Consider the following 24,851-nt stretch of genomic DNA (forward strand, 5'->3'; position numbering starts at 1 on the left):
TAATGATTATCACTCAACAAAAATGTGCCTATCATTTCATTCATTGAAAAATTGAAAATAATTGAGCCATACTTAAGATCAATTGAAGCTATACCTCACTCCCAAGGCGTATCGGGGTCCATATTGCCGCGCAAATAAAAACTGTTCTTCATAGCGGCCATAGCCTTGCTCAGTTTCATCATTTAAGTTAATGCCTTCAAAAAATACGGTAAATTCGTCACTGATGTTATAATTCACTATCATGTCCCACTGACCATAGGCTTTTGAAAATTGAGGAGGATTATCAGAGGAGCCTTGGGATTGACCCACACCGAGTAAATATTTATCTCGCCAGGCATAGGCCACTTTAATAGACCAATCATATTTTTCGTAAAACATCTGAAAGTTGGCCGAGTCACCTAATCCCGTTAAGGGGGATTGCTGCTCAAGACTGGTGACATCAAATTCCACATCCCCGTCAACAAAAGTGCCATTCACTCCCACTCCAAAGCCACTTTCGCCAAAGAGATATTGAAAGGCCAACTCATAACCATCGACTTGCTTATCATCACTATTAAAAGGCTGAGTGATCCCCCAATTAATTAACGGATCCTCAGATGTGGGCTCAATGTAACCTTGGCTGTTAACCGATGCGCCATTGGTTATCATTTGGGCATAAATGGCCTCATTGGTGGCCACTTCCCCTCTGGCATTGATATCGGCCTCTGCTTGTTGCCACCTAGGCCCTTGATAAATATCATGCAGTCCATCGATAGTTATATTAACGGTTTGACTAGAAAGAAAATTTTTAACGTCTTTTTTGAAATACCCCACCGAAGCATAACTGCCTTCGGCAAAATAATACTCCAAACTTAAATCAAAATTGGTCGACTCATAAGGCTTCAAGTTGGCATTGCCTTCAGTGCCCTCTCGCGATCCAATTTTAGGGCTGCTTGAAAGCTGTCGACCTCCGGCTAAATCGGCTAAGGGCGCACGGGAAATGGTCTTTCCCCAAGAGGCTCTTGCCACTATGTCATCGGTAACATCCACTTTAATATCGATCATAGGTAAAAATACGTCGTATTCACCTTGAGCAATAAATTGGCTATCTCCCTCATATTGAGTATGCCATTCGCTCCCCCCTTGCCACCACACTGCTGTAGGAACATCTTGAAACACGCGGCTGGTGACTGTGGTTTCCTCATACCGCAACCCCATATTCACTTGAATAGGGAAGGCTCCCCATTCAAATTCCCAAAAGGATTGAATAAACACACTATCTGTGTCTTCATTGACTGCACTGCTGGTAAAGGTCCCTTTATCACGATAAGCCGATGTGGAAAAATAATCGTCACCTAATACATCGGCGGTTAGAAAAGCCTCAGAGCGGGCCACCACTTCATCAAAATCAAAGGTGTAGTAATAACTGGGAAGTAGATCGCTTCCACCACCGGCAAACGCATTAAGAAAATCATCGGTGTTATTTAAGGTAAACATGCCATCGGGAAACATTTCGGGCCAAGCGGGATTAAATAAAAAACCACCGATTAAACCGCTCCATGCGTCTGTGCCGCTGGTTTCTTGCAGGGTTCTCGCCATTCCCACTTGAACATAGACTAATGGAATATCAAAAGTATTTTCCCACGTCCCCGTTAACTGGAACTGCTCGACACTGGCATCCCCCGTACTGTGTAAAAATTGACTGAAATGCGAATCAATTTCTCCCGGAGCCAATGTCGTGGTGCCATTATTCCAATAAATCTGAGAATGAGGTACTTCACCACGGCGATAATCATACGTCTTAGTCTGTAATTGATCTGAGCCAAGAACTAAGGTGCCTGCACTGCCCATATCGGGATCGGCGCCATTATCGGTTTCACTTTTTGAGTCATGATAATCAAAAGCAAAACTCCAACTGTCACTGGCCGCCCAAGCGATATTTGCACCAAAGGATTGCTCTTTGACTTCTACCGTACTTCTAGCGGCACTGTATGATCCGTCATTACCACTGATTTCTGTAAACACCGCACTGCCATTAGCATCCAACTCATAGGCATTGATATTGCCACCGTAATCATTCCACATTCCCCAGCCGATGGAGTTACTGGTGAGTTTAGCCTGAGTACCGGTATAATCTAATGTCAAAATCAATTCATCTATAGGGGCATACTGAAACACGGTATAACCATTGGTTTTAGTACGCTCAAGATCATCGATACTGTAATTCATGTCCCTTGGAAAAAAATAATCCCCCACAGGGTTACCATCAGCATCTAACGGACGACCATCAATGGCCTTATCAGCCGCTAAGTCCGGCAGCGCCACATTGGCCTGCCAACCTTGAATATTGGCCTCTTGTTGCTGAAAGTCTCGCTTTTGATGAGTTAAGAAAAATGAAAAACCTATACTCTCATCATTAAAGGTATTGCTATAAAGTGCGCTATATTCTGGCGTAACATCATTCCCTGCTTCATTGGAAGTATCGTGAATCGCCTTGGCCGACACGGACAATTTTTGTCCTGGGCTAAATAACGGCTTCATGGTCACAATATTAACCGTTCCACCTAATCCTCCTGTTGGAATGCTGGCCTTTGCGGTCTTATACACTTCAATCATGTTCACGCCATCGGAAGATAAATTTTCAAGATTATAAGAACGTGTATTACCCGTCGTCGGCATTTGGCGTCCATTTAATGTGACTAAGTTAAATTCAGGCCCAAAACCACGAATGGTCAGTTGACTGCCCTCTCCATTAGCACGGCTCACTGTCACTCCAGTGATCCTTTGCAAAGATTCCGCTAAATTGGTATCGGGAAACTTACCAATGTCCTCAGCCGAAATCACATCCACCACACCTGATTCGGCCCGCTTGAGATCCATAGAGCGAATTAAACTACTGCGGATCCCTTGTACTTCAATCACCTCCATTGCAGGCTCATCGATAGCAAAATGATCACTTTCCTCAGCCCAACTGATTGAATGTACATTGACTGATAAAAGTAGCGACACCCATATTGCTAAGGGTTTTCGATTAAATGGGTTATTATTCATTTTAATTTTCCCTACATCACTTCCATTGATTTTGGTAGGCATCAGCCTTTTATTATTTTAAAAAGAGCCGTTAGTCATGCCTTATAAAAAGGCATTAACTGTCAGTAAACGACCATGCTCTTTTGTAGGTAAAAGCATCCCCTCTAATAAAAAATTATCGAGTTAAACGAGATGTTCTCATTACTTAATGGGCTCATCAGGAAGAATGATTTTAAGGTTATCAATACGATACACCGCGCCCTCACCTTGTCCCCAACTAGGGAAGATCAGCAGAACATCAATGGCACTCACATCGAGCCCAGCAGCAACTAACTCGTTTAATGAAAAAGTGTATGTCTGCCATTCGCCTGTTAATGGCAACTGGCCATCATTGCCTTTTTCAAGGGGCCACTCCACCTGATAAAGTGCGTCATGAGATTCAATCTTAAATAACCAAGCCGCCTCAGCGTTACTGGGCTGAGACACCACTTTCATATCAAATTGCACCACGCCTTCTTGAGCGATATGACTGGCATCATAAGGTGCGGCTTGCGCCCCTTTTTTGACAAAGTCACTTTTAGAAATGAATCCCATCACAGTCGGTATGTCTCCAATGACAAACTCTGCCACGGCGCCATGCTCAACATCATCTTCTTTCACCGCTGGCGTCGTGCCACCACAGCAATCCCACATAGGCCAACTGTCATTTTCACTGTCTTCAAAGACAATCAAAGGCGGCGTTTCAAACACAAGATTGTCGATTTGATAAACCGCCCCTTCACCTTGTCCCCATGCAGGAAAAATCATCACCACATCAATCGATGACACATCTAACCCCGCATCCATCAAGGTTTGTACAGGAAAGGTATAAGTCTGCCATTCGCCCACTTGGGGCCTATTGCCTTCCAGAGTGTTGCCTTCCAAACTGTCAAATAGTGCTAATTCAACCGCAGTGGAGATCTCTGTATCAGGGTGAGTACTTTCTAATTTAAGGTACCAAGTGGCCGATACATCTTGTGGTAGGGCGATGACTTTAAGATCAAAACGTAAATAGCCATCCACTAATAAAGGAGAAGCATCATAGGGGCTGGCCATTCCTTTAGGATCTGTAATAAAGGGATCTTTGGTAATAAAACCATTAACCGTCGGCTCAGCATTGACATAAAACTCCATGACATCACCGCGAAGCTCATCACTTACTAGCCTCGGTGTACCGCCACCGCAGCAGTCCCATGCAGGCCAATTAGGGTTCATCTCGCCATAAAAAATCCTTAAAAGCTCAGCATCCCCCATGGCGACAGGAATGGGCGCCAAACCTTCCACTAAGGCATCATTCAAATTGTCATAACCGCCTCGAACCGTTTCACATCCTTTACCTGTATTCAAGTTTTGATTGCATTGATAAACACGAATATAATCCACTTCTAGATGTTGCCCTTGAGCAAAGGCATCGGCATCAATGCCAAGAGCATTGACGTTTTCAGGCCAATTTCCTCCGACGGCTAAATTTAAAATCATATAAAAAGCTTGATCAAAAGGCGCAAGATCCCAATGGGTGGTAAGCTCGCCTGTGGAGGCATCATAATACTCACTGAACCAGCCTCGATGCACTAACCCTGCTGCTTCCCCCTTACTGTTATAGAAAACATCGGATTGTCGCTGAGTTGCATAAAGGTAATCATCCACATACCAGCGGATCTCCCCAGCTTGCCATTCGATGGCATATTCATGAAAATCATCGGCGGGGTTATTGGCCATGGCATAGTCTTTGCCTGAATACACATTATTTGGCCACTCTTTACCGTAATGCAATGAACCATAGATACGATTCTCGGCTCGTCCATCGTCATCTTTCACCTTAAGATTAACTGCCTCAACAATATCGATTTCACCGGATTTGGGCCAAGAGCCATACACTTCATCTGTTGGCAATAACCAAAAAGCCGGCCAAGAGCCTTGGCCACTAGGCAGCTTTGCGCGGATCTCATAACGCCCATAGGTAAAATCACCTTGATAACGACTCACTAAACGCGCTGATGTATATGGCTTTTCAGCTCCTTGCTCAGCAGGCTTTGCCACTATGTGTAAAATCCCATTCTCCACATAGGCATTCTCATCACTATCGGTGTAACATTGCTGCTCTTCATTACCTGAGCCTGAGCAATCTTGTTCCCGTGTCCATTTTTTTTCATCAATAGCAGCACCATCAAACTCATCATTCCACACCATTTCCCAATCATCGACGGGCTGCAAAGGCTGGGTAATATGGCTTTCATTTTCAGAACTCTCACTATCACCGCAAGCTGACACGCCTGCAAACAAAGAAAGCAAGACCCACAATGAGGCGATTTTTCTTATCGAGTTATTCATCATTTGCACCTAAGTTACTTACTATTATTTTTATTCATTTTCTAATACGTTAAATGCCATAACATACTTGCCATACTCAAAATAGGCTGAAAACAACTTATGCAATAGTTAATAAAAAGTTGCAAATAAAACTCGATATGGTGAAAGGTAATTGCGACGTAACGTTAACTAACACGTCAAAATGTGAGGTACAGAATGTGAGGTACAGATTTACTCTTACGAAAACGTAAAGCGATACAGTATCATTCTAAGCAGAATGAAAAAGCCTCGCTCATTATGCAAGCTAATTCTACATATCAAAAGGTAAGGCTTGTCTTGCTTCAATGCTCTCTTGCAAGGCAGCATTATAATGCCGGCTCACTTTTAAATTCACATAATCCCCTAACGCGACCAAACTTTCATTGTTACGTAAGGCACGAATGCTTTTTATGCAATGAATATTCACTAAGGTGGATTTATGGATCCGTTTAAACACCCTAGCATCTAATTGACTGACTAATTTTTTCATAGTGATCCTCACTATATGCGTTTCATGCTCAGTGTGAATACACATATAATCTCCTGCGGCGTCGATCCAACGGATCCGTTTAACAGGCAGAAAAATTTTCTCATTTTCACTATTTTTAATCACTAACTCATGACAAAAAGTCCGTGGCAAAGGTGAGTCAGACTCCAACCAAGTTTCTAACTCGGCAACAGCAATGCCTGAAGTTTCACCAAGGGCATTGAGTAATTTATATTTCTCTTTATTCTCCCTTTGACTCGTATAACGCTCGACAATCCTTGCCACCGTTTTTTGCAATCGACTTAAGTTCACAGGCTTTAATAAATAATCAATCGCATTGAGCTCAAAAGCCTCTAACGCATATTCACCATAGGCACTGACAAACACCACCATAGGCAATACATCAGACTGCAGTGCCTGCACCACTTCAATGCCATTAAGGCCGGGAAGGTGTAAATCCAGAAATAAAATATTCGGCGTCAGTGCATGGCACAGTTCAATGGCTTCATCGCCATCGGACGCTTCTGCCACAATACTGATCTCCGGCAGTTTCTTCAAACGTAATTTCAGCCCCTCACGAGCAAGGGGTTCATCATCAACAATTATGGCGCGTAAAGGAGAAGGTAATATCATAATAACAAAGGCCTAAAAGGCATATTCAGTGATACACAAGTACAATGATTATCAGGCTCTGATAATGCAATATGGAAATCTTCATCAAACAAGGCGTTTAAGCGAGACTCTGTATTGCTCAGTCCTACGCCTAATCCTCTTATTTTTTCGATACTTTGCATTCCATGATGATCTTCATCCCTTCTATCGACATAATTATTATTTAATTTTCCATCGTCTAATACTTTCAATATTAAGCGATGACCTTCTACCTTAGCGTTAATCATAATATTTCCATGGCCTTTTCTCGGCTCAATGGCAAATTTAACGGCATTTTCCACTAAAGGTTGTAATAACATGCTGGGCACTTGAGCCTGAAGGGCATTTTCATCAATATCAAATGTCAGCTGTAAACGTTCACCAAATCGCACTTTTTCAATAGAAAGGTAGGCTTCAAGCAAGGCCATTTCTTTTTTTAAGGTCGTTAATTCTTGCACATTTTTATCTAAGGTATAACGAAAAAACGTACAAAGTTTATCCAGCATCTCACAAGCTTTATCATTATCATTTTTTAAAATGAGTGTGGAGATGGCATTCATGGTATTAAACATGAAATGGGGATTTAATTGATAACGTAGCATTTGTAATTGCGCGTCTTTTGCCGCCGTTTGTGCTCGCAATAATAACTCATGCTTTTTCTGTAATTGATTATTATATAGAAGGGTAAAAAAGATCGCGGTCCAAACAAACAAAGTGGTTAATGAGAATAACAACCAACCACCAAATTCCAACATGTTCCAGTCTGCATTCCAAGCTTGATGATACACTACCATCTTATAACTACTCAGCTTGATAATGTTGTACACTCCGCCTAAACAAGCGGCGGCCATGAAACTGCAACTGAGGGAAATATTTAAAGGCAAATGGATGAGACGACGAATGAGTAACCACTGCAAATAAGAAAAAACAAAACCACTTAAGGTTTCTATCATTAAATTCAGCAATTGGCCTGATAAATTAAAGTCCACATCCTCAAATTGCGGCCTAATGATGGCGAAAAAAACCACTAATGCGTACCCCAACCACCCTGCTACTTGCAGAGTCCAAAATTGCTGACTCAACGTTAAAGGCGCTTTCACTGGGGATCGTATTCCAGAATAAGAGGCTACATCTTCCATCATAAAATCATATCCTTATAAAGAAGCAACCAGCTTAGCGTAAAACTCACCTTAAAATCAATAAAGCCTCTTTTCAGCGCCACTTTATGCAACCGAAATCACTTCAGCCAAGATCACCCAATTAATGCTAGATAGAAACCCACATCTTTTTCAGCAAAGACATTTTCATCTTGATGACATGTAAAAACCGATGCGCCACTAAGTTAAACCTTTATTGCTTCTTCAAAGCGGTATAAATCGTCAATTAATGAATGTGATATTCTCTATTGATGAAAAGTCGAAGTCATTTCAATGCATTTCAGTATAGAATAGAGTCATTATTCATATCGCACATCGAGGCCTAACTCCAACCATGCTCTATTTGATCCAATCTAACATGATGGAAGCCCTCTCTAAACAATTAGCCAATGAACTTGCCAGTCCTCTGCCGAGTCTATCCTGTTTACAACCTGAGCACATATTAGTGCAAAGTCCAGGTATGTCGACGTGGCTGCGATTAGAAATTGCTAAACATAATAATATTGCTGCGGTATTGGAGTTCCCTCTGCCTTCTAGCTTCATCTGGCAGTTATGCCACACTTTGCTTGAGAATGTGCCTAAAGAAAATGCCTTTACCAAAGCCGCCATGACATGGAAACTCATGGATTTGCTGCCTCGCTTATTAGACCGAGAAACCTTCAAGCCACTCAAGAATTATTTGGCGGACACACAAACATCACAGACTAAGCCCTCTGAACCATCCCATGAGGACACTTTAGATGCGCATTCTCAGGAACCGCTGAAGCTTTCCCAAGATCCACTGAGACTTTCTCAGGAGCCGCTGAAGCTCTCCCAAGATCCGCTGAGACTTTCTCAGGAGCCGCTGAAGCTCTATCAACTTTGTGGCCGTATCGCCGACATTTTCGATCAATATTTAGTCTACCGTCCCGACTGGATAGCGGCTTGGGAAAACAACGAAGCCCCGCTCTCACTCAGCGAGGAACAAGCATGGCAGCCGGAATTATGGCGTGCCCTCATCGATTTTAATGCCAATGAATTACAACAAAGTCAATATCACAGAGCCAACTTGCATCATGCGTTATTTACCGCCCTTGATGATCCCAACACTGATTTATCCGGCTTACCCCAGCGACTCTTTGTCTTTGGTATTTCATCCATGGCGCCGCAAACCTTAGAGGTGATCCATTATTTAGCCAAGCGCATTGATGTCATCATGTTAAGTCTCAGTCCCTGTCAGCATTACTGGGGCGATATTATCGATCCCAAATTGCGCGCACGAATGGCGCTAGAATATGCGGGTAAAAAACAGCTTGATGCCTTATGGGAAGATAAACTCGAAGTGGGCAATCCCATCTTGGCCAATAACGGCAAAATGGGCCGTGAATTACTGGATCTTATTCTCTCTCTGCCCGAGAGTCATACTCAATTTAATTTTGATTGCTTTATCGATCCCCTTACCTTAGGCACCTCAAATACAGAGAATAATCCACAATCTCTGCTTGCAGGCGTACAATCTGATATTTTAAACCTTGAAACCCGCGGCCAAAGTCTTGGCCCCGATGCCAGTTTATATTTAAGCATTGAGGGTCGACGTCCATTAGATCAAAACGATACTTCTATTACGCTAAGAAGCTGTCACAGCCCATTAAGAGAAGTCGAAACTTTACACGATCATTTATTGGAAATGCTCAGCCAAAACCCTAAGCTATCACCGAAAGATATCGTGATCATGATGCCCGATGTGGCCGCATACGCCCCTTATATCGACGCCGTTTTTGCCGCTAAACAAGGTGCTCATTATCTTCCTTATGCCATAGCTGATAGAGGCGCGGCGCAAGAATCACCGCTTATTAATAGTTTCTTGCATTTGCTAAATATCAATCAAAGTCGTTTCGCATTAACCGACATATTAGGCATTTTAGAAGTCCCTGCCGTATTAAGGCGCTTTGGGCTGGATAATGACGACCTCAATCTTATCAGGCAATGGCTAGAGCAAGCGAACATTCGCTGGGGCCGAGATGAAAAAAGCCGAATGAAGCAAGATCTGCCGCCTTTTAATCAAAATTCCTGGGCATTTGGTATTAAACGTTTGTTATTAGGCTACGCCTTTAGTGACGCATCGCCTTTATATCATGACACCCTCGCTGTAGAAGGCATAGAAGGTCAGTCAGCTCAAGCTTTAGGTCAATTATTAAATTTCATTGAAACCATAGACAAACATCAAGTGTTACTCGCCACCCCTTTGCCCATCACGCAAAGGCAAGCCCAACTGGATGAGATGTTAAATGATTTTTATGAGGTGGATGACGATGAAAGAGAGCAATTGCAAACCGTACGCGATGCCTTGTGTAAACTCTCCACAGAGCTCAATGATGCCCAGCACCAACAAGATATTGCCATTGAAATCTTACATACTTGGTTTAAACAAACCTTATCAGAATCCCGTGTCGGCCAACGTTACTTAGCGGGCAGTGTGAATTTTTGTACTTTAATGCCCATGCGATCTATTCCGTTTAAACTGGTCTGTCTATTGGGCATGAATGACGGCATTTATCCTAGGGTTCAGTATCCTGTAGGCTTTGATCTTGTTGCACATTTTGGCCCTCGAAAAGGGGATCGCTCTCGAAGACTCGATGACAGGTATTTATTTTTAGAAGCGCTATTATCCGCCAGAGAGCAATTATACATCAGCTATATCGGCCACAGTGAACGAGATAACTCTGAGCGTATTCCATCCATGTTAATCACGGAGCTCGTGGAATACTGTCAGCTTTGCTATCTGCCTGAAAAATTTAAGCATTTAGAAGACAGCAGCGTCTCACCAACAGATATTCAATCGATTGAACAGGCGATTGAACAACAATTATTACAAAAAATGCCACTGCAACCTTTTGACAATAAGCTCTATCAAGCTCAATCAAGTGACAGTGAACAAGCTATTCAGCAAAGTTATGCCGCTCAATGGTGCCCAGTGCAAGTCAAACAGCCTAATGGCAATGATAAAGACAATGATAAGAATAAACACAGCTCATCGCACAATGCCAAGTTCAGTGAACAACACTCTTCTCAATACCGGTCTTTTATTGGTAACAGCACACACACAGATCAAGAGACGACTGATACTTTATCTGACGCTTTATCTGGCTCTTTATTATCAAAGCAAAGCCAAACCAATATTGATGCCATAGAAAATGACACTCACACTCTCGATTTATCGGCTTTCATTCGATTTTATCGCAATCCGGCGCAATATTTCTTTAAACGTCGCTTAAAAGTTGATCTCAACCTCGATATTCAAATTGATCATAACGATGAGCCTTTTTCTTTAAATAACCTTGAACGGCATAAATTACAAACGACGATTCTTGAGGATACACTCGACAAAAACCTCAGCCGACCAGATCCACAATTTTACCAAAAACTCCAAGCCAGTGGCGATTTACCTTTATCGCCCTTTGATACCTTATTATTGAATGAGTACCAAAAAGACTTGTTGCCTCTCATCGATAGAATTTATTACTTACAAGGTAAAACAGCAAAAGATAAAGCGATAAACAACACGGATATATCAGCTAACGAAGCACAAGAAATTGCAACAGAAGACCAAGAAAAAACTCAAGATTGTGATATTCAATTACACTTTGACGCTCCCTTTGACATCCAACTCACAGGCCGAATCGATAACATTAGCGTTAAAGGCTTAGTCAATTATCGCCCTGGCACTGCTAAAGCCAAAGATCTTATTCGAGTCTATATCAGGCATTTATGCCTCAATGCCATGGGCGTAAATCGTCCCAGTTACTTACTCGATGCCGGTAAGTTTCATGTATTTGACAGCCTCACCAGTGCGGCAGCCTATCAAGAATTACACACTTGGATAGCGTTTTTTTACGCAGGTTTAGAACAACCCCTTGCCTTTATTCCTAATACTTCTTTTGCCTATGCAGAAGCAGATGGTGAACATGCCAATAAACTTGACGCCGCCGCATCAGCTTGGCTCAACGAACAAACACAATTTGGCGATGCCAGCGATCCCCACTTTCACAGGTTATATCACTTTCCTGAAGACTTTCAAGAACACACCTTTGGTCATATCAGCCAGACTTTGCTGTCGCCATTACTGAGCTTATATCAGTCAGGGCCTTTAAAGCAGCTCAGTGGACATGTGGAATCGATGTCCTTAAGTCATTCAAACACTTCCGCGTCTAAGGAGGGATCACTATGAGTACAATGAGTACAATGAGTTCAGAATCCACTTTTCACACTTTGTCACAACGCCTTGATGCGCTTACTTTACCTTTTAAGGACAGCCGATTAATAGAAGCCAGTGCGGGAACAGGTAAAACTTATACCATCTCAGGCCTTTATTTAAGGCTTCTTTTAGGCATAGGTGTTGATACGCCCCTAAGTTGCGAGCAAATTTTAGTGGTGACCTTTACCAATGCCGCGACAGCAGAATTAAGGGATAGGATCCGCAAACGAGTACACACTTGCTTTAAATGTTTTATGGGGCTAAAGGTTGAAGATGATTTTATTGTGCAATTATACATGCAAACTCCCCTTGATGAACGCGCCCTGTGTCTTAAACGCTTAGATTTAGCCTTAAAGTCTCTCGATGAAGCCGCCATTTTTACCATACACGGTTTTTGTCAGCGGATCTTAGCCGATCTCGCTTTTGAGTCCTCCCTTCTGTTTGAATCAGAGTTTACCTTAAATGACAGCGAGTTTTTGCACCATGCTGTGCGAGATTTTTGGCGTGAACAATGTTATGCCTTACCGGAAAATATTGCCGGGATCATTCAAAAAAGTATCAAAGATCCTGAAAGTTTAGGCAAGCAATTACGCGCACTATTAGGGGCGAACCTTGCCGTTGCCGCCCCTAAACCTATGGCTTTTGATAAATTAGCCCAGCGCCTCACTCAAAGCTTAAATCGCTTTTATGCGCAATGGCCACAAGAAAAAGATGCCCTTGAAGCTATGCTCCATGCGTTACCTTTAAATGGCACCCGTTTTGGTAAAGCGGCAGATGGTTACCCAAAGCTTGCAAAAATGCTAGATGAACTGGATAATTGGGTGGCATCCCCTCAAGGTCCGGCACCGATAAAAGTGCTATCTCAGCTGGCATTAAGTGAATTAAAACTCACCAAGAAACATCCTATTCCCACAACCAGTGAAGCCCCCTTATTGGCACATATTGAACAGCTTTATCAGCTTTTCAATGAATTAGTTCCCGCTTTTTTATATCAAGCAAGGCAAGGCATTTCACAGCGGTTTGTGCGACAAAAAACCGAGCGTAATCTCATGACGCCCGATGACTTATTGTTGACTTTAGCCCATGCACTAAAGCCCGACATGTCTTGTCATACTGTAAACAATGCCAAAGGCGCAAGCCCTGCTCAAAAAGTCGAACTTGAGCAAAATGACACAGATCTCACTCAAGCCCACCATTTGTTAGCCAAGCATATCGCCAAACGTTTTCCCGTGGCGCTTATTGATGAATTCCAAGATACAGATCCCCTGCAATTTACGATTTTCAGTCAAATTTATCACAAGGCGCACTCGAATAATCATATCGGTTTATTGATGATCGGCGATCCTAAACAAGCCATTTATGCTTTTCGCGGCGCCGATATTCACACTTATATTCATGCAAGAGAGCACACCAGTGAGCATTACTCTCTAGACACTAACTACCGCTCCAGTAAAGCTATGGTGGATGCCACTAATCGCCTTTTTAGCCATCAAAGTGATGCTTTCATGAGTCAGTCTATTCCTTTTGAAGCCGTGAGTGCCGCAGATAGCGAAGGCAAAAAGGTATTAATAGACACATATACACAAAATGATGAACAAAATCTGCAAGTCAAGCAGAGCAGTGCGCTGCGTATTCAACTGCTCAGTGAGGATCCTGAAAAAGGGTTAAACAAAGTCACCGCCAGAGAACAACTGGCTCAAGCCTGCGGTGAAGAAATCGCTCGATTACTCAATGGCGCTCAACGAGAGCTATGTTTAATTGAAAACCGTGCCTTAATCGCAAAAGATATCGCCATTCTCGTTAGAGATAGAAATGAAGCGGCAGTCATGAAAAAGGCACTAGAGCAACGCCAAATTGGCGCGGTTTTTCTCAGCCGAGACAGTGTTTATGACACCCTTGAAGCGCGAGAGATGGCCATTATTTTACAGGCTATGGCCTTACCTAAAAACGAACAAGCCTTGCGCAGCGCTATGGCCACTCAACTATTAGGCTACAGCTGTGAACAAATACACACTTTTAACCTTGATGAAGAAATCAGGCAAGTCTTATTAGAGCAATTTTTTCAACTGCATCAATTATGGAGTCAGCGAGGGATCATGCCCGCCCTGCTCTTTTTAGCCAGAGAAACCCAACTCATTGAACGCCTACTGAGCAGTGAAAACGGCGAACGTCGGCTCACAGACTTTAGACATTTAGCCGAATTATTACAGCAAAAATCAACAGAACTCGATGGATGTAATGCCCTGCTAAATTGGTATCAACAAACCTTAATCGACAATACAGAAGCAGAAGAAGCCCAGCTGAGATTAGAAAGCGAACAAAACTTAGTGCAAATTGTCACGATCCACAAAAGTAAGGGACTAGAATACCCAATCTGTTTTTTACCTTTTGTGAGTTTGCCACGTTCTAGCCGTAAACCCAGTACCATGCTTTACCATAAAGAGGGACAATTGGTCTGGGATTTACTGCAAACGGATGAAGGATTTGACGCCTATAAACACGAAGTGTTGAGTGAAGATCTTCGCTTACTCTATGTGGCATTAACTCGCCCTGTTTATCGATGCTATTTATTCATTGCCAACCAAAGCAAGTTTACTAAAAAAGACGGCATTAAAAGCCAGCTCCATGAAACAGCCATAGGTTACTTACTGGGCATTAAAGAGGCAAAATGTGAATATAGCGATTTACAATTTGCCGCCAAGACACTGACCTGTGAGTCAATCAGTGTTGAGGATATGAATGAATGTATTCCCTGCACCCCTTTTCAACCACTCAAGCAGGATGAAAATATAATATTGTCACCTAAAACGCTCACACGTCAATTATCCACCCCATGGCGTGTTGGCAGTTATTCAGGACTGGTTAAAAATATTGGCCATGAAAAAATACAGCCTGGCGCGGATGATGAAGGCTTTTCTTCCATCACTATCGACGAGGAAGAAACCAGTCTAATCAATCGATTTACCTTTGAGCGAGGGGCGAATGCGGGTAGCTTCATGCACTTAGTACTAGAGCTGATTGATTTTACACAGGCAGAGACAGAGCTGGCTTTGCATCTGCCTCAAGCTATGAGCCAATATGGTATCGATGAAACTTGGTTTGATATGCTTTATGACTGGTACCTTGATTTACTCAGCGCGCCACTTTCTCACCATACAGACTTATCATTATCACACCTGCCACCCGCGGCTAAACTCGTTGAAATGGAGTTTTATCTTCCCATTAATACCCTCAATGCAAATAAACTCAATGCCTTACTCACTGAATACGGTTATAGTGCGCAATTACAATTTGATGATCTTAAAGGCATGTTAAAAGGCTTTATTGATTTAACTTTTGAGTACCAAGGGCAATTTTTTATCGCCGATTATAAGTCAAATCATTTAGGGAACCAGTTTGAGCAGTACCATCACGACGCTATGGCCCAAGCCATTAATGATCATCGCTACGATCTTCAATACATCATCTATACCCTCGCCCTTCACCGATACCTCACATTGCGTCTTGCCCATTATGATTTTGACCAACACATGGGCGGCTGTTATTACTTATTTTTACGGGGCATGTCAAAAGATCACCCTTTGTCAGGAATTTTTTACGACAAGCCCCCTAAGGCTCTGATATTGGCACTGGACCAACTGTTTGAAGGCTTGAATAACCAAGCTTTACCCCAGCCAGCGCCTCCCGTTCAACAAGAATTACTGCTATGACGTTTACCCACATTTCAGCTACTCAACATGAGCAAACGCCACATATGATCATTGAAAAAGACGGTGTCACCACTTTTCAAGCTTTACCCCAATTATTAAAAAAATGGGAAGAAGAAGGCCGTTTAACACCCCTCGATAGGCATTTTGCATTAGAGCTAAGTCATATCCATCAAGAAACATCGCCTCTATTTGTATTGATCTGTGCCCTTTTAAGCCAGCATTTATCTCAGCAACATACTTGCTTACCTCTGTCTCAAATCGCCTTTGATAATCCCTTACAAGAGAAAGTCAGCCATTGCCAAATAACCGCTTCACTTGAAGAGGTTATCGAGACCTTGTCTCGTTTCTCTGCCATCACAACACCTCACACTCAAACAGATGAAAAAGAAACCCAAATAGCGAATCATTCTCAGCGCTTAAGTGCGCCATTAGTGTTAGACAATGGCTATTTGTATCTGCAGCGTTATTATCAATTTGAGACCCGAGTCAGTGATACCCTTTTACGGCTGGCAAGGGATGTCACTCACTCTCTTAGCATTCAAGAATATAAGCATATTGCAACCACTTTGGACTTACTCTACCCCAATGCTCCTCAGTCCCAAAAAACCGCTATGCATGATGGGCAATGCTCAAACGAACAAAAATCAAACGAGCAAAAATCAAATGAAAACAAATTTGACTGGCAAAAAATTGCCACCGCCACTGCATTAACCAAAACACTGGCGGTGATCACTGGCGGGCCAGGAACAGGTAAAACCACCACTGTGACTAAATTATTATTTTTACTTTGTTTACAGCAAATAAGAGCGAGCTCGAACACTTCGAAAAACTTAACAATCAAACTAGTGGCTCCCACAGGAAAAGCGGCGGCGCGTCTCAGTGAGTCAATAAAAGCCTCAAAATCAAGGCTAAGGGATGAAATCACTCAATGGACAACAGACAAAGCTCACACAGAGCGTCATCTCATCGCATTAAACCAAATTCCTGAAGAAGCGGCTACACTGCATCGTTTATTAGGCGTGATCCCCAATTCACATAAATTTAGATTTGATGAGCACAACCCATTAAGGCTAAATATTCTCATTGTTGATGAAGCCTCTATGGTTGATTTACCTATGATGTATAAGCTTTTACATGCACTGCCTCAGCATGCAAGGCTGATTTTATTGGGAGATCAAGATCAACTGGCCTCCGTTGAAGCAGGTGCCGTGCTCGCCGATATTTGTGCAGGCTTAGCCACGTCCAATGCGTATCACCATCAATGGCAAATGCGATATTCACAGGATCATGCACAAGTATTATCACAAGTATGCAATACCGATCTTACCGCCTTTATAGACAAGCGCGGTCAAACACAAACCACTCACATTGGTGATAGCTTATGCATGTTAATGCACAGTCACCGCTTTAAGGGCGATGCCGGTATTGGTCAGCTAGCCAGTGCAGTCAATCAAGCCAATAAGCAAAAAATTACACAGGTTTGGCAAAAAGGTTATTCAGAGCTGTGCTGGCTAGAACACCAAGTACATGCAAAAGGAAATTTTGGATTAAACGCCTTACTTGAGCAAAGCGTCAGTGCTTATGGCCATTATTTAACTATGGTTCGCAATCAGCTGCAGTCTTGTGAAACCATCATTCATTGTTTTAATCAATATCGTATTTTATGTGCCATGCGCAGTGGCGAATATGGCGTCGATGGGATCAATCAAAGTGTGACTCAGGCCCTTTGGCAAGCCAAGCTTATTCAACCAGTGCAAGAGTTTTATCCTGGAAGGCCGATTATCATTCAAAGTAACGATTATAATCTCGGCCTATTTAATGGCGATATCGGCTTAATTTTACCCGATAAAAATCGTCACAATAAGCTCATGGCTCACTTTATTCAAGCCGATGGTAGCTTACTCAGTGTATTGCCCGCCCGTTTGCCCCAACATGATACTTGTTATGCCATGACAGTACATAAAAGCCAAGGCAGTGAATTTAAACAAGTCGCCTTAGTGTTACCTGTATCACCCAGTCCCGCTCAGAAACAATTATTAACCAAGGAGCTCATTTATACTGGGATCACTCGCGCTAAAGCGCACTTTACTTGTTTAGGCAGTGAGAAAGTTTTTGAAACAGCCTGCCTGAAAGCCACTCAAAGGGCATCGGGGTTAGCCTTTAGGTTATGGAAAGAGCAAGCCCCCCAATAACAGTGTTAACAAGGGATTATATCGCTTGAGGGTATAGATCACTTTACATTCCAGCTGAGTATGTCATTTTATATTGATTTAGCTATAATGCCGCTTTATTTTACTCTTTGTCCTGCCGTTATTAGCGACAACATGATGAACAATAACACTCATCACAAACACTTTATGAGGTAACGGCCTTTCATTTAAGGATAAAGCTGCTTCCTACTCAACTCAAAATGAGGAAATGTTATGAAACGGATCAATCTACTACTGATTTGCGGTGGTGGTGGCGATGAGCATGCTATCTCATTACTTTCGGCTGACTTTTTTCAGCAAACCTTAGCTCAGTTACCTCAATTTAATGTCATTCGAGTTGAATTATTAGCACAAGGAAAATATCGCACACGCGATGGCAAAATGTGTGAAATCACCAATCACAAACAATTGCGCTTTCAAGAAGGACATAATGAAAACTGGCCCATCGATTATGTGATCCCCTGTATTCATGGTTACCCTGGCGAAACCGGTGATTTACAATCTTACCTTGATCTTATTCATTTGCCTTATTTTGGCTGTAATGCCGAGGCCAGCCGGCATTGCTTCAATAAAGTCACCGCAAAAATGTGGTTTAGCGCATTAGATATTCCCAATACCCCTTCACTGTTTTTAAGTGAATTAACGCCTAAGGCCATTGAGAAAGCCACTCAAGCTTTACACAATTGGGAAGCCATTTTTATTAAGGCCGCCTCACAAGGATCCTCTGTGGGTTGCTATAAAGTGGATGATGTCAACGAGCTTGCCGAGCGGTTAGCCGATGCCTTTCATTACTCAGACTATGTTATTGTTGAAAAAGCCATTCAAGCGCGGGAATTAGAAGTCGCCGTATTTGAGTATCAAGGTGAAGTCATCGCCACCTTGCCCGGTGAGATCATTTGCGCCGCCGATACCTTTTACACCTTTGATGAAAAGTACGATACTAACAGCCATGCCACTACTGAAGTGGTTGCAAAAGAACTATCGACTGACATAACCGATAGTATTCGCCGTTATGCCATTAAAGCTTTTAAGGGTCTAAAACTAAAACACTTGTCTCGAGTTGATTTCTTTTTAACTTCAAATAATGAAATATTACTCAATGAAATCAATACTTTCCCTGGACTCACTCCCATTTCCATGTTCCCTAAAATGCTGCAAAACCACGGACCCAGTTTTAGTGACTACTTAACGGATACCATTTTAAGTCAGCTTAAACTTCAAAAAGAAACACAAATAACACAATCGGCGAGCTAAACTGCTAGACGTTAGAGGCAATAATACCAAACGCCAGCTAAAACCAGCTGGCGATTTTCATTAACTTATTTCCATCGCATTATTCAATACAATTAATCCGTAACTTCCAATCATCGTTCTTTTTTTCTGCTCCAATAGCAATCGAAAGCGTACCCATTGTATTTTCATCGTAATCAACGACTCTAGGACCGACGGTACCACTAACATAACCCCTAGTCCAAAATATATTCTTACCCTTTTTATCATAAATACGAATTGCATTTCGCGCTGTAAAAGCAGTAAATTCAATCGATAGCTTACCTTTAAAATTCCTTCCAGGGTTATACGATCCCATCCAATTATTCCCTAATTCTTTATGAAATGCCTTACAACTGCCTGCTAAGGTTAATCGAGAAAAGGTAGTATTAATGTCTTTAACAATTTTATTTGTTATAACACGACCCTGCGTACTATTCCCTAAATAGATTTCTGACAATCCATGGCCTGAAGGATCAACAGACGTAAAATCATGTGTAACATTAGCGGGTAAGGGTTGTAAATGTGGTTCCGAAAAAGCGCGAATACCATTCATGATTACATCATTGCTATTGGTGGTATAAAGGCCATTATCCGCCACATAAATCGCTGGGGTCGCCACTCCAACCACACCTATGGCTTGAGCGTATTTAGATGTTGCTGAAGTGTTTGCAATTTTATTCCAAGCACGATTAGCATAAAAGTTCCCTTGGGAGTGGGGCAAGAGCACCACCTTATGATTTTGTTTGAGTAATGGTAGGTATTGCTCATTTAAGTGCCGATTTAGGTCCACATCGTTGACATAGTTATCTTCATCGATTCTTGCTAATGCTTCTTTCGCAAAACGCTCAAATACATACTTTTTAGGAGAAAGGAAGATATAAGCAAACTGCTGCCAAGCTTTTTTATCGGATAAACGATAATCTTGCTGAATATGTTGCATCGCCACTTCCGCTAATTGCTCTATATGATCCTCTTTTTGGTTCCAAGCATGATATACCATATCTACACCAATCCGCGGTCCAACTCTCGATCTCATATTTCCTAAATTAATTCTTACATCGACTAATGTATTATTCATTCCATTAACGTAAACTAAAGTTCTAAGTGGGATTTCATTACTGGCTAAGCTATCGCTTTCTATCTGCCGAAATGCGGTTTGATAAGAGTTAAACGTCATCCTATCAATGCCTGTCGAATCAACAAGTAGAGCGTCAGACAAATTAATACCTTGATCGGACAAAAAGGTAGCCATCAATGCCTTTTCCATTGCCTTTTTCGCAGCGATAGCCTCTAATGCTTGCACTTCTTCATAAGACTGAGTTACCGCTTTAGGAATGTGAAAAATTCTGTCCGGTTTAGTGTAAAACTGCGTCTTCTCGCCCGTTGTCAGATCGGTAAAAGTCACATCAAATACTGGTCCATCATCTGTGTTATCGTCCGCAAGCGCCACTCCAAATACATTTGACAGTACGAATAGCAATGTCGCGCACCTAATGAATCGCTTAAGCGATTTAATATTTGAGGTCTTTTCTTGGAAGGTTTCTTGAAAAAAAAAAACCATTTCCCCCCCCCCCATGCTTGATGTAAAGACTCTTTTTATCAACATACTCGTTTTTTCCATTATTGTTATTATCACAACGGATCCTTTTCTTCCCTTTGTGTCAGTCACTATTAATATTAACTATTTAAAAATATTATTTATTTTCACGGCGAATGATAGGCTCTGTTATACTGTTACACATCACTTTCTCATGCATTCTGGAAGGAACTCACTATTAAACCTGTTCAACTTTAACGCCATTAACTGTTCTTGATTATTAATATTTATCTCTGTTGGGTAATAGGTAACAAAAAAATCCAGTTGATAATCAGGTATCCAAAATTGATGCCCTTGAAAATGAACATAAAAATATAGACTATCCTCTCGAGTAATGGCGTACTTATGGCTTTGATATCGAATAACAGGCCCTAACAACGCTATATAAGTTGATTCTGTATCAATGAGTATTGACTCGTTGAAACTGATTGAGTGAATGTGTAAACCCACCATAGGAATAATGCCTATTTTAGCAATCTCCCCAGATTCCTTTATCTTATCCATTAATCCCTTATCGCTTATATTCATAACTGAAAAAGGTAAACTATCAGAAAAAACATATCTCAGCTTAGGGGCGCAATCTGGCTCATAGATTATTTTGCTACAGCCACTCACGAAGAACAGACTCAATAAAGCAAAGAGTAATAAACTATTAAACCTTAATCGACCTTGTTTCCTACTCAGTTTCATACTCAGTTCCATTAGCAGCTCACCACACATATAGCAGATATAAAGACCTCATCATCACAACCAATCACATCACTTTTGCATACACTCAGGGAGCACTTCAAGATCAAACCGATTTAAGTTCAACCGTATAAGCTTAAGCTCATTTTCAGTATGATTTTTTGTGGGATATCGAGCCGTAAAACCACGCAAGCTGTTCTCTGATAACCATGTTAAATGGCCTCCAATGTCGGCATAAAACCATAAACCATGGCTATCTCCGATCCGCAAATAAGGGGCTTGATATCGAATAACTGGCCCTAACAGCTGTACCGAGTTTGACATCACCTTGACAATCGAAAATTCCTCAGGATATTTATCATAAGGTTCAATCTCAAAACTCACTTTGGAGGCTAATCCTAATACCTGTACTTTGTTAGCCATAGCCTCTCTTTCTATATCCATCACCGCAAACAATGCGCTATCTGGAAAGCGATATGTCAGCTTAGGTGCACAATCGGCCTCATAAGTTATTTTGCTACAGCCACTCATCAAAAGGGCCACTAACAATAGCAATGCTGCCTTTATATTTATCTGCATCTCACTACCTTTAATTCCGCTTATTTTTTGTATTAAAATATATGGCCATGAGGTCAGGTTAATTTTCCGTGCAAGTTAAAGTCACTTTGAACTTAGCTATCTTTTTTTTGGTATTATCTGCAAGCAGTTTTAAATAACCATTATTATCATAACTATAATTATCTATCGTGAAAGTGTGATCTTCACTGGGCCCGATGCGAATACGCGCTTGCTCCTCACCAGCAAGAGAATATGAAAAATCAAATTTGTTTTTAAATTGTGTATGTTCAACATGCAAAGCAAGTTTGACATTCTCACCTAGTATTAAGCCTGTTTTTGTAAACCAACGTGCCGTCACTGTACCATTGAAAATCTTTGGCTCAGTAATAAAACAGCCTGAAACCGGTTCGACTCCACCACCATCTAAGACGCAATCCATACTATCTGCGTTCATGGTCTGCTGATTTAAAAAGCTTTGATTACCAATATACCGATTAAAACGCGCTTTTGAGTCTAAATGATGGGCCACTATTTTGGCATAGGCATCTTCACCCGCAGCGGTTGCCGACAAACACGCATAACCTTTTAACATCTCAACAAAATGACGACGTTTATCTAAATCATCGGTATCTAATAAAAACTTTCGAGTATAAAATGAGACATGCTCTAAATAGCCCTTCTCATTTCCGTTTGGAAAAAGTTTGGCTATTTCAACCGCAACATCATCGCGAATGCCATCATTATTCGTATCAATATTTCCTATGGTACCGTCATCAGGCGCCTCATAAATAATAACGCCATAACGCTGACCATTATTTTGCACAAGTAAGTCTTCCCAGCCATCACCCAGTATCAACTTAAAATCTTCTTTAGAATCGCCAGAAAAATAGCCATACTTCAATTGATATTCACTCTCAATGAGAGACACATCCATTAAATCACTAACAGTAAGTTCGGTAATTGTCCAACTGCCTTTATCACCTTCAAGCTTAAGTAATTTGTTGTCATGTGCTGCCGATAATTGCACATATAAACTCCCCTCTTCATCTTGATAGACTATCGACGGTTTTAAATGAATTGATGGAATAAAAAAAAGCATATCCCCCGAAATAATGGGTATCCAAGCCGTACTCCCATAAGCCAATAAGGGCAATTGTGAACTCCCAAGCAATAGCACTGACAGCATATATTTCATCACTATTTTTCTAACGAACCACCTAAGCAATATTCTCATTATTACGTTACTTACCCAGCACAAAAAAACACTATAAAAACAAGGGTGCGGATACTAAAACAAAATAAACCATTTTGATACACTTAATTACAAACATTAACCATTAAACTTAACTAAATTCCATCATAAGTATATTAAATATACTTTTTAGCTAAACTTATGAAAAATAATTACACTTAATGTCACAATGAAAATAGCCCTTTCCAGTGATGAACATGCGCCCCTTGTGGACTTTATCTCCAGCTACTTGAAAAACCAAGGACATGAAATAAGCTATTTTGGTCCACGAGAGGGAGAAAAAGCGGCCAATTGGCCTGATGTGACCCAAAAAGCCGCCACACAAGTCACCAATAAGCAGGTCGATTATGGCATTTGTTTATGCTGGACAGGCACGGGGGCCAGCATTGCCGCCAATAAAGTCAAAGGAGTCCGTGCAGCCTTATGTCATGATAGCGAAACAGCAAAAGGGGCTCGCCTTTGGAACCATGCTAATGTACTTGCTCTAAGCATTCGAAGCACTTCCATTCCCCTTGCTAAAGAAATATTACAAGCATGGTTTAATACACCTGTGAGTGATGATCATTGGAATAAAGCACAAATCGCGGCAATCGATACAATGGAAAAACATTTTTGATCTACGCTTCATAAACCAATCCCTTTTCCAGCAGAATAATGGGAAAGCCCCCAATTAAGGTTAACCCCTTCACATCTTTGCATCATGACTCAAACCTTTAATCATGCTCAATCAGTGCTCAACACAGTTAAAACACTGCACACTTGTTAACCAATAATATGTCGCAATGATTTAATGTTGCCATTTAAAGAAGCTGACTTACACTTTTATGTTGAAGCATTGTAATTAAGAGCAATAAAGCAACAATAAAGTGCACTGCATCATTTGAATTGGTTATTGCTTACGTTAACATGCCCTCGACTTTTCTTAAGTCGCATCATTAAAAATAGGTAAACGGCCATGCCAATCAACTCTATTTTAAACGTGTTTGCAAAATCGCCCATTGAGCCCCTTCAAGAGCACATCAATACCGTTCATGAATGCGCTTGTTTTTTGACTCCCTTTTTTAACGCTGTTATCTCCAATGACTGGAACTATGCTTCAAAAGTGAGAGAACAAATTCATTTAACCGAGAAGAAAGCGGATAGGTTAAAACGTAGAATACGTTTAACATTACCCAGTGGATTATTCTTGCCTGTTGAACGAAGCGATCTACTCGAACTCCTCATTCAACAAGATAGAATAGCCAATACAGCGAAAGACATTGCAGGTCGAGTGCTCGGCCGTCAACTCGTCTTTCCCAGCTCGATTCATTCCCCTTTCTTATCTTATCTTGATCGCAGCTTAGATGCCGTCACTATGGCAAAAGAGGCCATCAATGAACTTGAGGATCTCCTTGAAACGGGATTTACTGGTCGAGAGGTCAATCTTGTCGAAAAAATGATTAGAAAAATCGATGGTATTGAAGAAGACACTGACACATTGCAAGTGACTATTTGCAAGCAACTGTTTGACATTGAAGAAACACTTAACCCTATCGATGCCATGTTGTTATATAAGATCATTGAATGGGTAGGTGATTTAGCCGATTTCGCTGAAAACGTCGGTGCACGACTCGAACTCATGTTAGCACGAGTTTAATCA

13 protein-coding genes and 1 pseudogene are annotated in these 24,851 nt (G+C 41.5%); 6 read left to right on the forward strand and 8 right to left on the reverse strand.

The window, feature by feature from the left end:
* Positions 1-78: 78 nt before the first annotated feature.
* From Q0791_RS11385 to Q0791_RS11400, 4 genes and pseudogenes are all read right to left on the reverse strand, one after another.
* Positions 79-3,030 (reverse strand): TonB-dependent receptor, encoded by a 2,952-nt coding sequence (locus Q0791_RS11385; RefSeq protein WP_299006244.1) that lies wholly within the window; start codon positions 3,028-3,030, stop codon positions 79-81.
* Positions 3,031-3,237: 207 nt separating this feature from the next.
* Positions 3,238-5,379 (reverse strand): annotated as a pseudogene (locus tag Q0791_RS11390) (glycoside hydrolase family 16 protein); the annotation flags it as partial.
* A 289-nt stretch (positions 5,380-5,668) separates the two neighbouring features.
* The gene (locus tag Q0791_RS11395) at positions 5,669-6,517 is read right to left on the reverse strand and encodes a LytTR family DNA-binding domain-containing protein (RefSeq protein WP_299006248.1); all 849 of its coding nucleotides are present in this window, start codon (positions 6,515-6,517) and stop codon (positions 5,669-5,671) included.
* Positions 6,514-7,677, reverse strand: a complete 1,164-nt coding sequence (locus tag Q0791_RS11400; RefSeq protein ID WP_299006250.1) for a histidine kinase — start codon at positions 7,675-7,677, stop codon at positions 6,514-6,516. The genes Q0791_RS11395 and Q0791_RS11400 overlap by 4 nt, the downstream gene beginning before the upstream one ends.
* 349 nt (positions 7,678-8,026) lie before the next feature.
* Between Q0791_RS11400 and recC the strand changes: the two genes are divergently transcribed.
* The 4 genes from recC to Q0791_RS11420 all read left to right on the forward strand — a co-directional run bounded on the left by recC (position 8,027) and on the right by Q0791_RS11420 (position 19,100).
* Positions 8,027-11,899 carry an exodeoxyribonuclease V subunit gamma gene (recC, locus tag Q0791_RS11405; RefSeq protein ID WP_299006252.1) on the forward strand — a complete coding sequence of 1,291 codons (3,873 nt, stop codon included), beginning with the start codon at positions 8,027-8,029 and terminating at the stop codon, positions 11,897-11,899.
* Positions 11,896-15,636: an exodeoxyribonuclease V subunit beta gene (recB, locus tag Q0791_RS11410; protein ID WP_299006254.1), complete on the forward strand. Its 3,741-nt coding sequence runs from the start codon at positions 11,896-11,898 to the stop codon at positions 15,634-15,636. Before recC ends, recB begins: the two co-directional genes overlap by 4 nt.
* 44 nt (positions 15,637-15,680) lie before the next feature.
* Positions 15,681-17,828, forward strand: coding sequence for an exodeoxyribonuclease V subunit alpha (recD, locus tag Q0791_RS11415; protein ID WP_299006275.1), 2,148 nt, complete (start codon positions 15,681-15,683; stop codon positions 17,826-17,828).
* A 231-nt stretch (positions 17,829-18,059) separates the two neighbouring features.
* Positions 18,060-19,100 (forward strand): D-alanine--D-alanine ligase, encoded by a 1,041-nt coding sequence (locus Q0791_RS11420; RefSeq protein ID WP_299006256.1) that lies wholly within the window; start codon positions 18,060-18,062, stop codon positions 19,098-19,100.
* Positions 19,101-19,179: 79 nt separating this feature from the next.
* On the opposite strand, the gene Q0791_RS11425 is transcribed toward Q0791_RS11420, so the two are convergent.
* From Q0791_RS11425 to Q0791_RS11440, 4 genes are all read right to left on the reverse strand, one after another.
* On the reverse strand, positions 19,180-20,754 hold the full coding sequence (locus Q0791_RS11425) for a hypothetical protein (RefSeq protein ID WP_299006259.1): 1,575 nt from the start codon (positions 20,752-20,754) through the stop codon (positions 19,180-19,182).
* 105 nt (positions 20,755-20,859) lie between these two features.
* On the reverse strand, positions 20,860-21,405 hold the full coding sequence (locus Q0791_RS11430; protein WP_299006261.1) for a hypothetical protein: 546 nt from the start codon (positions 21,403-21,405) through the stop codon (positions 20,860-20,862).
* 69 nt (positions 21,406-21,474) lie between these two features.
* Positions 21,475-21,981: a hypothetical protein gene (locus Q0791_RS11435; RefSeq protein WP_299006263.1), complete on the reverse strand. Its 507-nt coding sequence runs from the start codon at positions 21,979-21,981 to the stop codon at positions 21,475-21,477.
* Between the two features lie 58 nt (positions 21,982-22,039).
* Positions 22,040-23,155, reverse strand: a complete 1,116-nt coding sequence (locus tag Q0791_RS11440; RefSeq protein ID WP_299006264.1) for a hypothetical protein — start codon at positions 23,153-23,155, stop codon at positions 22,040-22,042.
* A 226-nt stretch (positions 23,156-23,381) separates the two neighbouring features.
* Here Q0791_RS11440 and Q0791_RS11445 point away from each other — a divergent pair, with 226 nt between their 5' ends.
* The gene (locus tag Q0791_RS11445; protein ID WP_299006265.1) at positions 23,382-23,828 is read left to right on the forward strand and encodes an RpiB/LacA/LacB family sugar-phosphate isomerase; all 447 of its coding nucleotides are present in this window, start codon (positions 23,382-23,384) and stop codon (positions 23,826-23,828) included.
* 339 nt (positions 23,829-24,167) lie between these two features.
* On the forward strand, positions 24,168-24,848 hold the full coding sequence (locus Q0791_RS11450) for a TIGR00153 family protein (RefSeq protein ID WP_299006266.1): 681 nt from the start codon (positions 24,168-24,170) through the stop codon (positions 24,846-24,848).
* The last annotated feature ends 3 nt before the right edge of the window (positions 24,849-24,851 follow it).

It is taken from the genome of uncultured Shewanella sp., from assembly GCF_947495455.1.
Lineage (GTDB): Bacteria > Pseudomonadota > Gammaproteobacteria > Enterobacterales > Shewanellaceae > Shewanella.

What these genes read in the sequence shown, in the direction of transcription:
- Q0791_RS11385 (WP_299006244.1), bottom strand. Translation starts at nt 3,030, where the DNA reads ATGAATAATAACCCATTTAATCGAAAACCCTTAGCAATATGGGTGTCG.
- Q0791_RS11395 (WP_299006248.1), bottom strand. Translation starts at nt 6,517, where the DNA reads ATGATATTACCTTCTCCTTTACGCGCCATAATTGTTGATGATGAACCC.
- Q0791_RS11400 (WP_299006250.1), bottom strand. Translation starts at nt 7,677, where the DNA reads ATGATGGAAGATGTAGCCTCTTATTCTGGAATACGATCCCCAGTGAAA.
- recC (WP_299006252.1), top strand. Translation starts at nt 8,027, where the DNA reads ATGCTCTATTTGATCCAATCTAACATGATGGAAGCCCTCTCTAAACAA.
- recB (WP_299006254.1), top strand. Translation starts at nt 11,896, where the DNA reads ATGAGTACAATGAGTACAATGAGTTCAGAATCCACTTTTCACACTTTG.
- recD (WP_299006275.1), top strand. Translation starts at nt 15,681, where the DNA reads ATGATCATTGAAAAAGACGGTGTCACCACTTTTCAAGCTTTACCCCAA.
- Q0791_RS11420 (WP_299006256.1), top strand. Translation starts at nt 18,060, where the DNA reads ATGAAACGGATCAATCTACTACTGATTTGCGGTGGTGGTGGCGATGAG.
- Q0791_RS11430 (WP_299006261.1), bottom strand. Translation starts at nt 21,405, where the DNA reads ATGAAACTGAGTAGGAAACAAGGTCGATTAAGGTTTAATAGTTTATTA.
- Q0791_RS11435 (WP_299006263.1), bottom strand. Translation starts at nt 21,981, where the DNA reads ATGCAGATAAATATAAAGGCAGCATTGCTATTGTTAGTGGCCCTTTTG.
- Q0791_RS11440 (WP_299006264.1), bottom strand. Translation starts at nt 23,155, where the DNA reads ATGAAATATATGCTGTCAGTGCTATTGCTTGGGAGTTCACAATTGCCC.
- Q0791_RS11445 (WP_299006265.1), top strand. Translation starts at nt 23,382, where the DNA reads ATGAAAATAGCCCTTTCCAGTGATGAACATGCGCCCCTTGTGGACTTT.
- Q0791_RS11450 (WP_299006266.1), top strand. Translation starts at nt 24,168, where the DNA reads ATGCCAATCAACTCTATTTTAAACGTGTTTGCAAAATCGCCCATTGAG.